Origin of the sequence: Hymenobacter sp., assembly GCF_031398885.1 — a bacterium.
GTDB lineage: Bacteria > Bacteroidota > Bacteroidia > Cytophagales > Hymenobacteraceae > Hymenobacter.
On record NZ_JANNOD010000053.1, the window covers coordinates 23,147 to 39,099 of the forward strand.

Annotated in this window: 11 protein-coding genes; 5 read left to right on the forward strand and 6 right to left on the reverse strand. The window is 62.0% G+C overall.

Annotated elements, in window-relative coordinates:
• Positions 1-38: 38 nt before the first annotated feature.
• The gene (locus RMO51_RS10225; protein WP_310394361.1) at positions 39-2,294 is read right to left on the reverse strand and encodes a T9SS type A sorting domain-containing protein; all 2,256 of its coding nucleotides are present in this window, start codon (positions 2,292-2,294) and stop codon (positions 39-41) included.
• Between the two features lie 210 nt (positions 2,295-2,504).
• A complete protein-coding gene (locus RMO51_RS10230) occupies positions 2,505-3,428 on the reverse strand; it encodes a bestrophin family ion channel (RefSeq protein ID WP_310394363.1) in 924 nt (307 codons plus the stop codon).
• Positions 3,429-3,787: 359 nt separating this feature from the next.
• Here RMO51_RS10230 and RMO51_RS10235 point away from each other — a divergent pair, with 359 nt between their 5' ends.
• Both RMO51_RS10235 and aroE read left to right on the forward strand, forming a co-directional pair.
• Complete coding sequence (locus tag RMO51_RS10235; protein WP_310394365.1) at positions 3,788-4,468, forward strand: DedA family protein; 681 nt, start codon at positions 3,788-3,790, stop codon at positions 4,466-4,468.
• A 73-nt stretch (positions 4,469-4,541) separates the two neighbouring features.
• Positions 4,542-5,303, forward strand: coding sequence for a shikimate dehydrogenase (gene aroE / locus RMO51_RS10240; RefSeq protein WP_310394367.1), 762 nt, complete (start codon positions 4,542-4,544; stop codon positions 5,301-5,303).
• A gap of 181 nt (positions 5,304-5,484) precedes the next feature.
• On the opposite strand, the gene RMO51_RS10245 is transcribed toward aroE, so the two are convergent.
• From RMO51_RS10245 to wrbA, 4 genes are all read right to left on the reverse strand, one after another.
• Positions 5,485-8,052 (reverse strand): TonB-dependent receptor domain-containing protein, encoded by a 2,568-nt coding sequence (locus RMO51_RS10245; RefSeq protein ID WP_310394369.1) that lies wholly within the window; start codon positions 8,050-8,052, stop codon positions 5,485-5,487.
• Positions 8,053-8,256: 204 nt separating this feature from the next.
• On the reverse strand, positions 8,257-9,003 hold the full coding sequence (locus RMO51_RS10250; protein WP_310394370.1) for a response regulator: 747 nt from the start codon (positions 9,001-9,003) through the stop codon (positions 8,257-8,259).
• Positions 9,000-10,220, reverse strand: a complete 1,221-nt coding sequence (locus RMO51_RS10255; RefSeq protein WP_310394372.1) for a histidine kinase — start codon at positions 10,218-10,220, stop codon at positions 9,000-9,002. The genes RMO51_RS10250 and RMO51_RS10255 overlap by 4 nt, the downstream gene beginning before the upstream one ends.
• 206 nt (positions 10,221-10,426) lie before the next feature.
• The gene (wrbA, locus tag RMO51_RS10260; protein ID WP_310394374.1) at positions 10,427-11,041 is read right to left on the reverse strand and encodes an NAD(P)H:quinone oxidoreductase; all 615 of its coding nucleotides are present in this window, start codon (positions 11,039-11,041) and stop codon (positions 10,427-10,429) included.
• 394 nt (positions 11,042-11,435) lie between these two features.
• Here wrbA and RMO51_RS10265 point away from each other — a divergent pair, with 394 nt between their 5' ends.
• From RMO51_RS10265 to uvrB, 3 genes are all read left to right on the forward strand, one after another.
• Positions 11,436-12,086: a sigma-70 family RNA polymerase sigma factor gene (locus RMO51_RS10265; protein ID WP_310394376.1), complete on the forward strand. Its 651-nt coding sequence runs from the start codon at positions 11,436-11,438 to the stop codon at positions 12,084-12,086.
• The gene (locus RMO51_RS10270; protein ID WP_310394377.1) at positions 12,076-13,767 is read left to right on the forward strand and encodes a hypothetical protein; all 1,692 of its coding nucleotides are present in this window, start codon (positions 12,076-12,078) and stop codon (positions 13,765-13,767) included. The genes RMO51_RS10265 and RMO51_RS10270 overlap by 11 nt, the downstream gene beginning before the upstream one ends.
• Positions 13,768-13,893: 126 nt before the next feature.
• Entirely contained in the window at positions 13,894-15,930 is a 2,037-nt protein-coding gene (gene uvrB, locus RMO51_RS10275) for an excinuclease ABC subunit UvrB (protein ID WP_310394378.1), read from the forward strand.
• Positions 15,931-15,953 lie beyond the last annotated feature (23 nt).

The window sequence follows — 15,953 nt, forward strand, 5'->3', positions numbered from 1 at the left end:
CTTGCGGAAGCCGGCGTTTCTTAGCTACGGCGGGAAGCTTATTGCTTCACCACTTTTAGGTTCTGCGTTTCGCCGGTGGGCAAGGTCACGCGCACCATATAAATGCCGGCTTGCAGGTCGCCCAGGCGGGGAAGCTCGACGTCGTTGTTACCGGTGCCGAGCGCAATCTGACGTTGGCCAATTGTACGGCCCGTCATGTCGGTGATGCGCACCACGCCTTGGCCTTCGACTTCCGAGCGCAGGCTTAAGCGCACCTCGTTGGAGTTGGTGAAAGGATTCGGATAAGCAACGGCGGTGACGCCTTCACTGGCTACTTTTCCCTCGAAGGACACTGCGCGGGGGCTGAAAAAAGTCGTCTTCCCGTCCACGTCCACCTGCATCAGGCGGTAGTAGCGCACGCCGGCTTTGTTCTTTTCGGTATCCGTGTAGCTGTAATTGGTGGCGCGCACGCTGTTGGGCGAGGCGCTGGCTACGAAGCCAAGCGTGCGGTACTCCTTGCCGTCGGTCGATACCTGCACGTTGAAGCCTTTGTTGTTTAATTCCGAAGCGGTTTGCCAGGTTACCAGCGCGTCAGCGCCTACACGCTTGGCATCAAACGAAGTCAGGGTGACGGGCAGCGGCCGGTCGCGGTCGGCCAATGTGATAGTGTTGATGGTCGGGATGCCGGTTTGCGTCACGGTGTTGTTAGCCGTGTTCACCACTCCGTACAGAGGTTGGAACGGCACCCCGTTGTTGTTAGTACGGAACATAATCAACCTACTCTCCACGTTGCCGTTCAGTTCGTCAATCGCACCATTGTTGTTATCAGTAGAATCGAGGTAATGAAATACTACTGTAGCATTAAGGTTCGCCTGATTGTTTATGCTAACGTTGTAATAGCGTTTAATGCTTACTGCTGCAGTGTTGATAGGCCCGAAAAAACGGTCATTGGTAATGCGGGTAATTAAGCCAGTGCCAGCGTCGGAACGGCCAAATATCGTAATATCTACACCAATGTTGCCAAAGGTTTCGGTCACGCCCTGCACTGTTTCGCGGGTGGCCCGAAGGACGCCAAGAACGAGAGCCGTATTGGTTTCACCACTTACGCTCCCAGTAGTACCGAGGTTGACATTAACTTCCAAAGGCTTAGTGGTTTGTATTTCCAAATCCCCATTACCATTTACAGAAGATGTCCGCAATGATGCACTTACCCCAGGTGAAAAAACGAGAGAGCTGGCAATTTCAAGGCTGCCTGTAAGTGATTTTATGCCAGTGCCCTCGATGATTACATTGGCAATGCGGCCTTGGTCGATTCTCTGATTACCCCCTGCAAAAATCACCGTCGAGTTGCCATTGGTAGCGCTTTCTGTTACGGCTAACAAACCGGAACTGCCGTTGGCTAAGTCGCCGTAAATTTTTAACGTCGCACTCAGCAAGCGGATGAGGCCCCGCTCAGAGTTGGTTGGAGCCGCAATGGTAAGATTACGCGCTTCGTAAGTCACTAATCTGCTATCCAACACCGGAGTAATAGTGGGGGGAGTCCCGGGCGACTTATCGGGGATGAACACGTCAGAAAAACGATTGGGCACACCATTGCTCCAATTGGCGCCATTAAACCAGTTAGCATCTTCTCCTCTGGCAGCATTGCCATTACTTATCCAATTGGTAACGCCACCGGGAGGGGTGTTGGTGGGGGGTGATAGGCTGAAAACGGCCGTATATGCCGGAGTGCCCGAAGGTTCGATAAATGTTCTAGTGGTACCGGCTCGGGTAGCAACCGTAATATAGCGTACTTCTAGTGTGTAGGTACCGCCGTTAACCAAGCCGCCTATCAAGTTTAGGTCGAGTCCGGCAGCCTCGTACGTGTCACTGCCAATGGATGCCAAGGGCACCGAAGTATAGTTGGGCAATTGCGTGCTTCCCGACAAATACACCCGGTATTGCAGCGCCACGTCATCGATGATGGTGTTGTTTGAAATGATGAATTCAACAGCAGTTGCTTTGGTCAGCCGTAACTGGCTGTTTCCATCCAAATCATAGGTACCCAAAAAAGGCGGGGGAGTCACCGGATTGGTCCGGGTGTCGCCCAATTTGGAATAAGTAGTGAAAGGAGAGTCATCATACCGCCCAGCATAGTTCAGGCCCGCTACCGAAGGATTACCTGTTGGCTGCTGGGTGAGGGTAACAGCATTATTAGTAGCCACCACATTTTGAGCCCGTGCCGATTGACTGCCCAGCAGCATAATCAGCATCGGAAAAACGAAACGCAGCCAACTGCTGAAGTTAAGTTTTTGAGTAAAAGTTAATGTTTGCATGGAAAATTTGGGGGATTGATTGTAAGAAGTTTGGAAGCGCTCTATCTGCATAACCGAACGAGGCGCATATACGAAGGGGTTAAAAAAAGAGCTAATGCTTCTTAAAAAATTTATGCAATTGTGAATTGAGTGCAAAAACAGTACCGGACTCGGCTCCTGTCTAGTGTCACTAAGTATTTACTTACCAGATAAGTAATTCCACAGTGCTTTTCAGTGAACCACGCTGTATGGCACCGTAGCCAAGGCCTTTTTTTCGGCCGGAAGCTCTACGCCCAGCAGGTCATGCACGCTGACGCGGATTTTGTTGGAGAGTTGGGTGATGGGCAGGTCGTTGCTGTCGTGGCCGAATGGGTTTTCAATTTCGTTGCCAATCATTTCCAGGCCCAGCATGGCGTAGGCTCCAATCATGGTGATGGGCACCATCCACCAGCCGCAGGAGTCGACCAGCACCAGGGGCATCACCATGATGAAGACGGTGATGTAGCACTTGATGAAAAAGCTGTACGAGTACGGAATGGGCGTGGATTTAATTCGCTCGCAGGTGCCGTTCACGGCCATCATGGCCAGGTAGTGCTGCTTGAGGTTGACGAGGTGAATGGGGTCAAAAATCTGGACCTGGCGCAGCTGTTCCACGCTTTCCATGAGCACGGCGATGATGGTGGAGGCCACGCTCTCGGCCTTTTGCAGGCGCTCGATGATATCGGGCGTAGCCTCCATCTTGTCGAACCGCACGCGGTTGCGCAGGCTGCCTTCCACGGCAATGGGGAAGTTGGAAATGAGGGCGGCGAAGTAGCGGCGGCTGGACTTGGCCTCGCGGGGCAGCAGGGCGTTCATTTCCATGGCCAGGCCCCGGCACTGCGACACCAGCACCCCCCAGGCGCCGCGCCCTTCGTAGTAGCGGTCGTAGGCGGTGTTGGTGCGAAACACCAGCAGCAGGCTGAGCAAAATGCCCAGAATGGAAAGGTACTCGCGGCCGATGCGGACATTAAGGGTATGAAAGTCAATGCTGACGATGGCAATGGCGGAGCCATAGAGCCCGACCAGGGCGACCCGCTTCAAGAGCAGCCGGATAACGGCGGAGGCGTGGAAATGCCCCAGAGCCCGCCACCAATCGCCACCTTGATAAACAATCATCGAATAAGTAAACTCTTTAGTTTTGCAACGGCAAAGCACCAGCCGAGGCTGGGCCAATAAAAACGCGGCTTTAGTGCGATGGAAAGCCCAGCATTGCTCGCCAATTTTTAAGCGCACCGGCCTCCATCACAGGTCGTGCCATATTTTGGAGCGAAGGGCATTGGCTGGAGCAATTTCGGACTCCAACGTTGTTTTAGTGAGTCTTTTAGCCGCAGTAAGTCGATTTTTTGTTTTTTGCATCTTAGGCAGAAAATAAATAATCCATCGGGAACGGCGCCGCGTGGCGCGCGGCGGATGCCGGCGAAGCGGCGGCGGTTTCGACGGCGGCCGGTTTTCTTTGTGGCTCACCTACGCCCGGCATGGAACTTCTCAAGCATTTCTTCGACATCGTGCTGCACCTCGACGTGCACCTCAAGCTGCTGGTTCACGACTACGGCAACCTCACCTACCTCATCCTGTTCCTCATCATCTTCACCGAAACCGGGGTCATCGTGTTTCCCTTTTTGCCCGGCGACTCGCTGCTGTTCGTGGCCGGCACGCTGGCGGCCCAGCCCAACCCCGAAACGGGCCATTCTCTGCTCAACGTGGTGATTCTGATTCCGCTGCTGATGGCGGCGGCGTTCATCGGCGACAACCTGAACTACTTCGTGGGCGACTACCTCGGACCGCGGGTGTTCCGGGAGGACTACAAGTTTCTGAACCGCAAATACCTGGACCAGACGCAGGCGTTTTACGCCAAGCACGGCGGCAAGACCATCATCATGGCGCGCTTCGTGCCCATCGTACGCACGTTCGCGCCGTTTGTGGCCGGCGTGGGCACCATGACCTACCGTTTCTTCGTAACCTACAGCGTAGCCGGGGCGGCGCTCTGGGTTATCTCGCTGACGCTGGCGGGCTACTTTTTCGGCAACATCGAATGGGTGCAGAAAAACTTCACGCTGGTCATCTACGGCATCATCCTGGTGTCGGTGCTGCCGCCGCTGTGGTCGTTTTTAAAAGGCAAGCTGGGCAGTAAAAGTCAATTAACAATTAACAATTAACAATGAGCAAGTCTGCTCGATAGGTGTTGACAACCATTAATGCTCATTGTTGACTGATAACTGTTTCACCACCATGCGTCAGTTTGGGCTCATTGGCCGCACCCTCAGCCACTCGTTTTCGCAGACTTACTTCAACCAGAAATTCTACTCGTTGGAGCTGGCCGAGCACCAGTACGACCTGTTTGAGCTGGCTACGGTGGCCGAATTGCCCGCGCTGCTGGCCGCCCACCCCGACCTCGTGGGCCTGAATGTGACCGTGCCCTACAAGGAAACCGTGGTGGCCTACCTCGACGAGTTGGCGCCTTCGGCCCGCCGCGTGGGCGCCGTGAACGTAATTGAGCGCCTGCCCGACGGCCTTTTGCGGGGCCACAACACCGATTATGTGGGCTTCCGCGAGTCGTTACGCACTTTTTTTCCGAATCCGCCGGACGCGCGGGCGTTGGTGCTGGGCACCGGCGGAGCGGCCAAAGCCGTGACCGTGGCCCTGCAGGAGCTGGCCATTCCGCACTGGTCCGTGTCGCGCAACCCACTGGGTGTCGGGCTGACGTATGACGACCTCACGCCCCAACTGGTAGCGGCGCACGCGCTCATCATCAACGCCACGCCGGTGGGCACTTTTCCGCGCATCGACGAGTGCCCGCCCCTGCCCTACGAGGCCCTCACCGAGCAGCACCACCTTTACGATTTAGTGTACAACCCCACCGAAACGCTGTTCATGGCCAAGGGCAAAGCCGCCGGCGCGCAGGTGAAAAACGGGTTCGAAATGCTTTGCCTGCAGGCCGAGGCAGCGTGGGCTATTTGGAACGGGCAAGGCGCTGCGCTTAATGAGCAATGAGCAATGAGCAATGAGCAATGAGCAATGAGCAAAAGGAACGTCATGTCGAGCTTGCCGAGACATCTCGCGTGCGGCAGTGACTCAATCGTGCAACGAAGCGAGATGCTTCGACTTCGCTCAGCATGACGTTCCTTTTGCTCATTGCTTATTGCTCAGTCTTCGTTAAGCGCAGCGCAGCGCCTCACTGCTGGCCTTGGGTTTCGCCGGCTTTGGTGTCGTCGTTGCGGATGCTGCGGCGCTGCTTGGGCGGGGCGTTTTCAATCTTGCCGAAGCGGTAGCCGAAGGCCAGGCGGATGCCGCGCAGGGCAATGTAGTTGTGCTGCTCCAGCGCGAAGAAGGGCGTGTTGACGTTGGAGCTGAGGTCGCGGCGGGCGCGGAGGAAGTTGTCGGCGTTCAGGGTGATGTCGCCTTTTTCCTTCAGGATGGTTTTTTTGAAGCCGAGGGAGTACCAGTTCCAGGCAGCGGCGCGGCCCTGCAGCAGCACGCGCGAGGAGTTGATGCCGCCGAAGAACTGGGCGCTCAGGGCCTTGGTGAATTTGTAGGTGGAGTTGGCGTTGATGTTGAAAATCAGGCCCTGGTTGGTGGTGTTCAGGAAGCCCGAGCGCAGGAACACGTAGGTGAACGTGCTGGAGCCGCTGACCTCCCACTTGGTGGTGGGCTTGAAGGAGCCGAACACGCTGCCGCCGTAGCTGCGGTTGCGGGCAATGTTGGCGTAACTGGTCACAGTGGTGTCGAGGCGCTGGGTGCGCACGGCCTCAATGGCGTTGTTGGTCTGGCGGGTGAAGAGCGAGAAGTTCAGCACCGAGCCCTTGACGAACGTGCTGTAGTTCAGCTCGTAGCTGTCCGTGAATTCGGGGTCGAGCTGGGGATTACCCCGGCTCACGTTGAATTTGTCGACGCGGTTTTCGTAGGGGTTGAGGTAGAAAATCAGGGGCCGCTGGATGCGGCGGCTGTAGGCCAGGCGCAGGGTGTTGCCGGGCTTGCGGGCGTAGCTCACGCTGGCGTTGGGCAGCAGGCTGGTGTAGCCGTTGGTGAAGCGCGTGATGTCGTTCTGCTCGAAGCGGCCGACGATGTCGGTGCGCTCCAGGCGGGTGCCGAGGCGCGAACTCACCTTGGCGCCCAGCGGGAAGCCGTAGGTGGCGTAGGCCGCCGCCACGTTCTGGTCGTAGTCGAACCGGTTGGAGCGCTGAAAGTCAGTGAGGAAGGTGCCGTTTTCGCCGCGCAGCGTGTCAATTTGGTAGTCGCTCAGCACGCGGCGCAAAATGGTTTTGGCCCCGATTTCCACGCTGCGCTTCTCGCCGATGGGGTGCGTGTAGTCGGTTTGGAGCGTGGTTTCGAGGTTGCGCGAGAGGTTGTCGCTGCTTTCCCGGTAGTTGGGCAGGCCGGCGGCGGTGAACTGGTTGTCGAACTGGTTGAGGGCGTAGGGCTGCAGGTTGCGGTTGCGCGAGTGCTGGCCCAGCACGCTCCACTCCCGGCGCGGCTGCCCCTCGAAGGTGCGGGTGTAGGTGCCGTTCACGTCGTAGCTCTGCGACTGGTACTCGTAATCGGTGGCGCGGGTGAAGAGCTGGCTGGGCGCGGGGCCCGCCAGGGTTTGCAGGTTGTTCACCTGCTCGCTGTTGCTGTTGTTACGGTTCAGGCTGCCGCTGAGGCCCACGGCGAAGCTGTGGTTCTTGGCCGGGTCGTAGTCGAAGCTCACGCGGCCGTAGCCGCCGCCGCCCAGGTTGTCGCCGTTGCCGTCCTGGTTCAGCGTCGAGACGACGTTGTCGGACCCCGGGCCGTCGAAGTTGGTGCGGCGCAGGTTGCTGGCGCTGGGGCTGTAGTACACGTAGCCGCTGGCGTTGCTGCTCACCCCAAACTTGCCGCGCCGCACGTTCAGGCCCAGGTTGCCGTTCGAGCTGCGGTTGCCGGCGGCGGCGCCCACGTTGCCGCTCACGCCCTGCAGGTTGTTCTTCTTCAGAATGATGTTCACGATGCCGGCCGTGCCCTCGCCGTCGTACTTCGCCCCCGGCGTGGTGATGACCTCCACCGAGGCAATCTGGTCGGCGGGCAGTTGCTTGAGGGCGTCGGCCAGGTTGCCGGCCAATATGCTGCTGGGCTTGTTGTTGATGAGCACCCGGATGTTGGAGCTGCCGCGCAGCTGCACGTTGCCCTCGAGGTCCACGTTCAGCAGGGGCACTTTACGGAGTACGTCGGCGGCCACGCCGCCCTTGTTGGTCAGGTCGCGGTCGGCGTTGTACACGATGCGGTCGGGCCGCACCTCCACGGTTTCCTTTTCGCCGGTCACGGTCACGTTGCCCAGCTGCTGGGCGGTGGCGGTGAGGGCCAGCGGGCCCAGGTCGGTGCTGCCGCCGGTCACGGCCACGTCGCGGGTCAGGGCCGCGTAGCCGAGAAAGCTGATTTGCAGACGATAAGCACCAGGGGCCAGCCCGCGCAGGCTAAAGCGGCCTTTTTCATCGGCCACGGTGCCGTCCACGGGCGTGTCGCCGGTGGCGGGCAGCAGGGCCACGGTGGCAAATTCCACGGGCTTTTTGGAGGCGGCGTCGAGTACGGTGCCGCTCAGGCGGCCGCTGCCCTTGGGTGCTTCGGGCAGCACCAGCGGCTTGGGCGCCGCCGGGACCGGGGCACCAACGGGTGCGGGAGCGGCCGGCCGGGCCGGAGTTGCCGGGGCGGGAGCAGCGGTTTGCGCCCCGGCTTGCGTAGTGCCCAGGATGGCCACCGAGAATGCGAGAACGAGTAAGGCGTTTTTCATGAAGAAGACAGCTTGCAGAAAGGTGAGAAAAGCAGATTTATAGCCGGTTGTCGGTAGTAAGGAAGCGGCGCGAGTGGCACGGTCTCGCAGCGGCATCGGCCCGTTTATCGCCGCCGCCAACCAGCATTACAACAAATGTAAACTAGTTTATTTTATAAACAATATCGGCTTTCTGTTCTCGACATTAATTTTTCATGACCGAGTTCAGCCCAGCAGCGGCCGCACGGTGTCGGCGTAGCCCCGGCTGACGCGCACCACCCGGCCGCCGGCCAGCGTGGCGTGGTAGCCGCCGCTGCCGTCGCGCTCCAGGTCGTGCACGGCATCGAGCGCCACCAGCACCGAGCGGTGAATGCGCAGGAACCGCTCCGGGTCGAGCCGCTGGGCGAGCTGGCCCAGGCCGAGGCTGCTGAAGAACTGGCCGCGGACGGTGTGCAGCGTGGCGTAGTCGCCGGCGGCTTCCACAAACTGGATGTCGGCCACCGCCACGGCCACCAGCCGGCCGCCCTGGGGCACAAACAGCCGGCGCGGGTAAAACGTCGGCACCGGGGCACTGGCTTCGTCGAGGCGCTGAAGCAGGCGGCCAAGCGCGGCATCGGGCGCGGCCGGCTGGCTGAGCACCCGCCCCACCGCCTGGCGAAACCGGGCCCGGTCGTAGGGCTTGAGCAGGTAGTCGACGGCCCCGGCCGCAAAGGCATCCAAAGCATATTGCTGGTAAGCGGTGGAGAAAATGACGCGCGGCACCTCCGTGAGTTGCGCCAGCACTTCGAACCCCGTGAGGCCGGGCATCTGGATGTCGAGAAACACCAGCTCGGGCCGGTGGTCGCGGATGGCGGCCAGCGCCGCCAGGCCGTCGGTGCACTCGGCCACTACCGTGACCTGCGGAAAATCGGCCAGGTACTGCCGCACGATGAGGCGCGCCGGGGCTTCGTCGTCGATGATGAGCGTGGTCATGAGCGCACGGATTCGGCAGTGGTGCGAGGAGGGAAAGTCGCCGGGGCGCGGGCCTGCCAGTCCAGCAAGGGCAGCACGCAGCTCACCCGCAGGCCGCTCGGCTCGTTGGCGCTGATTTCCAGGCCCGGGCTGCCCAGCGCCAGCAGGCGGGCGTGGGTATTGCGCAGGCCCAGGCCGGCCGCGCCACTCAGCAACGCGGCCGGGTTGGGAGTGCCCACGCCGGTATCGGCCACGGTGATGCGCAGGGCGGCGGGGCCGTAGGGCGCGGCCGTCACCGTCAGGCGGCCCCCGGCCACGCTCGGGCCCAGGCCGTGGCGCACGGCGTTTTCGACCAGCGGCTGCACCAGCATGGGCGGCACCGGCTGGGCCAGCAGGCGGTCGTCCACTTCAAAGCGGACTGCCAACCGCTCCCCAAAGCGGGCCTGTTCCAGCGCCAGATAGTCTTGGAGGAAGGCCAGCTCCTCGCCCAAAGGCAGCCGTTCCTGGCGGGAAGCGGCCAGGGCGAACCGGAACGTGTGGGCCAGTTGGGCAATCAGCTCGCGGGTGCGCTCCAGCTCCGGCGGCACCGAGGCGCTGATGGAGTTGAGCGTGTTGAACAGAAAGTGCGGGTCGATTTGAGCCTTTAGGGTCGCCAGCTCGCTGTGGTGGGCCTGCTCGCGGAGCTGGTGCTCCAAGTTGCTGCGCTGCTGCAGCTGTTGAATGAAGCCCGTGGCGTGCAGCAGCCCAAACTGAAAGCCGTAGAACAACACCGGGATGTATACGTCCCAGACACGGCCCGAACCCCGGATGGTGCCCACGCCCAGCCAGCCCGCCGCCGCGTAGTAGCTGCCGAGCCAAACCGCCACCCACAGCGGACACAACCACGCGTGGTGAAGCAGGCGCCAAGGCCAGCTCACGCGCCGCAACGGCCCCCGAAACAGCAGCCACCACACCGGCAGGGTCCAGAGGGCTTTGAGGGGATAATCGACGAGCAGCACCCGGCGCAGGTCATTGGGCAGATTGCTGGTCTGGTAATCCTGTATCGAATAAGCAATGGTGCTCGCGTAGAAGACGCCAAATAACAAGTAGAACAGTCCGTATAGCAGCAGCCCTCGGGCCGTGATGCGAGGCAACACCTCCCGTTCGATGTGGCCTGTGCGGCCGGCGCGGGCCAGGCCCGGCAAGCGGGCCGGGCCGGCTTGCGGGGCCATTGCACCGGGGTCGAAGTCGACTTGCATGGAATTAGGAGTTGAAGAGAGTGCTGCAAAAGTAAGCGGCTCACGGCCTGTCTTTTCCGGGTTTCGCCCAACGGCGGGACCCGGCGGTGAGTGGTGGCAGCGGGAGCCCAACGGGATGGCGGCCCACAAAAAACCCGGCAATTCGCAAGGAATTGCCGGGTTTCAAGCTGATAAACTGGTGCCGCCGTAGCAACCCAGCAGGCTGTTTATTTCGCCGCCTGCTTGCGCGCGACTTCCGCCGTGAACTTGCCTTGGAAGCGGGCGCCTTCCAGCTCGTTCTCGCTGGGCTGGCGCTCGCCCTGGCCGCCGGCCACGGTGCTGGCGCCGTAGGGCGTGCCGCCGGTCACTTCCTCGTGGCCCATCTGGCCCTGCCAGGCGTAAGGCAGGCCCACGATGACCATGCCGTGGTGCAGCAGCGCGGTGTGCACGGCGCGCAGCGTGGTTTCCTGGCCGCCGTGCTGGGTGGCGGTGCTCACGAAACCGCCGCCCACCTTGCCCACCAGCGCGCCCGTGGCCCACAGGCCGCCGGTGCTGTCGAGGTAGGCTTGAATCTGGCCGCACATGTTGCCGTAGCGCGTGGGCGTGCCCAGGATAATGGCGTCGTACTCTTTCAGCTCGTCGGGAGTGGCCACGGGCACGTGCGCGAAGGCCTGCTGGGCGCCGGTTGCGCCAATTTGGTCCAGCAACTCTTTGGGCAGGGTTTCGGGCACGCGCTTCACCAAGACTTCGTTGCCGGCCACTTGGCGGGCGCCTTCGGCGACGGCTTCGGCCAGTTTCCAAACGTGGCCGTAGGTGGAATAGAACAGCACAAGGGTTTTCATGAAAAAGGGGTTGGTGAGAAGATTTGACAGATTACGAAAGCAACGCCCCCAGGACAAGCAAGTGCTTGTGGGCGGTTGACACGCATTTAATGTATGTACATGAAATGCGCGGGCTTTGTTTCACCCCGCTGTTCTTAACTCCTGGTTATTTTTCTCAAATTGTGGAACTGGCCAAGCACTGCTGTTTTGATGTGCCTTGGTGGCCCGTCTTTTTTTGCTTCCTACTCGCGTCCTGCCGCGGGCCGGTTGCAACCTTTTTGCGCGGGCCGGCATCCACATGCAGCAGGCCCGCCACAGGCCTGCTTTCTATCGCCTGATTTTCCTTCCGTACGCTGCAAAAAATGACCATCTCTACCGTTTCTTCCCCCGCCGGCACGGGTTACCGGCTGCCCGCATGAGCACTGCTACCTGGTTCGCTTTCGGGGCCGACGACGTGCTGCCCAGCCAGCCGCCCGTGGCGCCGCGCCTCACGGCCAGCCGCGCCGCCACTGCCGGCCCGCCCACCGAAGCCGAGCTGATTGACGGCTGCCTGCGCGGCCGCCAACTGGCCCAAAAGCTGCTCTACGACAAGTACGCCGGCAAAATGATGGCCGTGTGTCTGCGCTACGCCCAAACCACCTTCGAGGCCGAAGACGTGCTGCAGGAAGGTTTCCTGACCGTGTTCCGCACCCTGGCCAGCTTCCGCCGCGAGTGCCCGCTGGAATTCTGGATTCGCCGCATCATGATTAACGCGGCCCTGCGCCAGCACCGCCGCAACGCCTCGCTGGTGGCGGTGAGCGACGGCGACTACCCCGAAACCCTGGCCAGCGCCGAGTTTACCCTGAGCAACTACCACTTCCAGGAGCTGCTGGCCATGGTGCAGGAGCTGGCCCCCCGCTACCGCATGGTCTTCAACCTCTACGCTATCGAAGGCTACACCCACAAGGAAATCGGAGAATTATTGAGCATTACCGAGGGCACCAGCAAGTCGCAATATTCCCGGGCCCGCGTCATCTTACAAACCAAGCTGGAGCGCCTGAATGCTCCAATCCGCCATGTCAATTAATCCTATCGAGGAAAACTCTACGCCCAAACCCACCGGCAGCCTGGAAGACCTGTTTCGCCACCACTTGGGCGAGGAGGCCGCCGTGCCCCCGCGCCCCCTGCTGTGGGACCAGATTGACAATTCCCTGCTCGTTCGCCAGAATGAAACTTACCGGCGCCGCCTCGTGGCTACCCGCTGGGTGGCCGCGGCCAGCCTGCTGCTGGCTACGCTGGCCGGCACGGGCTGGTGGAGCCTGCGCGACGCCCGCCTCGACGGCCCCGACATGGCCACCACTCGCCCCGCGAACCCAGGCAGCGGCCGTTCGGGTGGAACAAGTGCACAACCCGCCCGTTCCGCCGCCCCTTCGAATGCACCCGGCTACGCGGTCGGCCCCGGACGTAGCGCCGCTGCGGACGGCGACGCTGGCTCCTCGAACAACTCCAACCCGGCCGCCGGCCGCCCCTATTCGACCCCTCGGTCCGCAGTGGCCGCCGCTTCAGCGGGTCGCGCCCAGCCTGGGTCAAGCACCGTGGGCACTGGTTTGAAGGATGACTGGACTGCCGGACGGGCTACCGCTGCCGGCCGCGAAACCACCACCCCGGCTCGGCTTTCCCCGGGCGCCGGTACCGCAGCCCCGACCAGTGCCAGTGCCCCGACCTATGCGGCACGCGCCACTCCGGGCGCGGCCAGCGACGACGCGGCCCGCCAGGCCGTCGCCGCCCGGGCCGCCCGCCGGACTGCCACCCCCGACGCTGGGCTTGTGCTGCCCACCTCCGCGGCCACGACCGGCGCCGTTCTGGGCGCAACGGCCGCCGTGGCCAGTGCTGCGCCCGCTGCCACGGTTGCGGCCGCGGAGCCCGCAGGCCTGCTGGCCGTCCGCCCGGCGGCGCTGAGCCTGACCGGCCCCGCCGCCCTGCCACTCGACTTGGCCGCCCTGGCGCTGCCGCCCCAGCCCGACCCCGCAATGGCTTCGGACGCGCACCGCTGGCACTACGGCGCCAGCTACACGACCGGGCTTTTCAGCCCCAACATCAATTTTTCGCGGGCCGGCATCGAACCCGCGTACGACTACAATCCCGCGCTGGGCGCCGGCTCGCCGGCCCTGACCGAAGCCGCCGCCGCTCAGTACCGCGAAAACCTGCGCCCCGGCTTCAGCCAGCGCCTGGCCTTGCTGGCCACGCGCCACTTGGGCGGCCATTGGTCGCTGAGCACCGGCGCCGAGCTCAGCCAAGCCACCGCCAAATCGGCGTCGGCCTCCGCCTTTTTGGGTGAGCAGCTGCTGGACCTGGGCCAATCCAACTCCGGCCCCTTGCGCACCACCAACTTCCGCTACCGCTTGGCCAGCATTCCGGTGGAAATTCGGTATGCCAACCCCGTGAAGCGCGGCTGGAGCCTCTACGGCCGCCTCGGGGGCGCGGTGAGCGCCTTGCTTGGCGTGCGCAGCGAGGTCGAAGGCAGCCCGGAGTCGACCCGGACGTACTCCATTGCGGGGGCGGCCGGCCCCTACCGCCGGGTGTTGGGCAGCGTGCGGGGCGGAGCGGGCGCGCAGCTCCGCCCCGCCGCCGCCCACTGGACCCTCACGCTGGGCCCGGTGGCCGAATTGGGCCTCATGCCCCTGAATGCTCACCCGGCCCAGAGCTACCTGGCCCAGTCCCGCCCGTACACCTTCGGAGTCGAAGCCGCGGTGGAGTTCGGGCGGTAGTTGCGTTCGGGTGATGAGGTGATGAGGCGATAAAGGAACCCATCCCCTATTTCACTTCCCACGAAACCCAAAATCCCGGTTGTGGGTTAAGGTAGGCTGACTTTTACGGCCTACCTTTCCCGCTGCATGGAGTATCAACTGACCTCTGAATTCAAGCCTACCGGCGACCAGCCCACGGCCATTGCCAAGCTCGTGGAGGGCGTGAACAACGGCGAGCACGCCCAGGTGCTGCTCGGGGCCACCGGCACGGGCAAGACGTTTACCATGGCTAACGTCATTGCCCAGACGGGCAAGCCCGCGCTGGTGCTCTGCCACAACAAAACCCTGGCCGCCCAGCTCTACGGCGAGTTCAAGGCGTTTTTTCCGCACAACGCCGTCGAGTACTACATCAGCTACTACGACTACTACCAGCCGGAGGCCTACATCGCCAGCACCGACGTCTTCATCGAGAAAGACCTGGCCATCAACGCCGAGATTGAGAAGTTGCGGCTGCACACCACCTCTACCCTGCTCAGCGGCCGGCGCGACATCATCGTCATTGCTTCAGTCTCGTGCATTTACGGCATCGGCAACCCCGAGGAATTCGCCAAAAACGTCATTTTCCTGAAGCCGGGCATGCGCTACACGCGCAATAACCTGCTCTACCAGTTCGTGCAGATTCTGTACTCGCGCACCGAGGTGGATTTTTCGCGGGGCACGTTCCGGGTGAAGGGCGACACCGTGGACGTGTTTCCGGCCTACGCCGACCACGCCTTCCGCATCTACTTTTTTGGCGATGAAATCGAGTCGGTGCACAAGATTGACCCCGTGAGCGGCAAGAAGCTCAGCGACGAAGCCAACGGCGTGGCCTTGTACCCGGCCAACCTGTTCGTGACCGGCAAGGAAACCCTGAACTCGGCCATCAAGCAGATTCAGGACGACATGGTGCTGCAGCACGCCTACTTCGAAAAGGAAGGGCGCGACTCCGAGGCCAAGCGCATTATGGAGCGCACGGAGTTTGATTTGGAGATGATACGCGAGCTGGGCTACTGCTCGGGCATCGAGAACTACTCGCGCTACTTCGACGGGCGCACGCCGGGCTCGCGGCCGTTCTGCCTGCTCGACTACTTCCCCGACGACTACCTGCTGGTGGTGGACGAGAGCCACGCCACCATGCCCCAGATTCGGGCCATGTGGGGCGGCGACCGCAGCCGCAAAACGGCGCTCATCGAGTACGGCTTCCGCCTGCCCTCGGCCCTGGACAACCGCCCGCTGACCTTCAACGAGTTCGAGAGCATGTACCGGCAGGCGGTGTACGTGTCGGCCACGCCCTCGGATTATGAATTGGCCCAGGCCGACGGCGTGGTGGTGGAGCAGATTATTCGCCCCACCGGCCTGCTCGACCCGGAAATCGACCTGCGGCCCAGCATCAACCAGATTGACGACCTGCTGGACGAGGTGGACAACCGCGTGAAAATGGGCGACCGGGTGCTGGTGACCACCCTCACCAAGCGCATGGCCGAGGAGTTGAGCAAGTACATGGACCGCCTCGGCATCAAGGTGGAGTACGTGCACTCCGACGTGAAGACGCTGGACCGCGTGGAAATTCTGCGCAAGCTGCGGCTGGGCGAAATCGACGTGCTCATCGGCGTGAACCTGCTGCGCGAGGGCCTCGACTTGCCCGAGGTGAGCCTGGTGGCCATTCTCGACGCCGACAAGGAAGGCTTCCTGCGCGACCAGCGCAGCCTGATTCAGACCATGGGCCGCGCCGCGCGCAACGACCGGGGCAAGGTCATTATGTACGCCGACCGCATGACCGGCTCCATGCAGCGCGCCATCGACGAAACCAACCGCCGCCGCGCCACCCAGGCGGCTTACAACGAAGCGCACGGCATCACGCCGCGCACGGTGCGCAAGAGCCACGCCGAAATCATGGGCCAAACGGCTTTGTCCGACTACCGCGTCATCGAGCCGATGGCCTACGCCGGCCCCGACGACGGCACGCTGGCCATGGCCGCCGAGCCCGTGGTGGCGATGATGACCCGCCCCGAGCTGGAAAAACTCATCAAAACCACCGAAAAGCAGATGGAAGCCGCCGCCAAGGAACTCGACTTCCTGCAGGCCGCCAAGCTGCGCGACGAGCTGGGCGCGCTCCGGCAACTGCTGAAAGGTAAGCGGGAGTAATACCAATCCTTCAGATTGTTGTG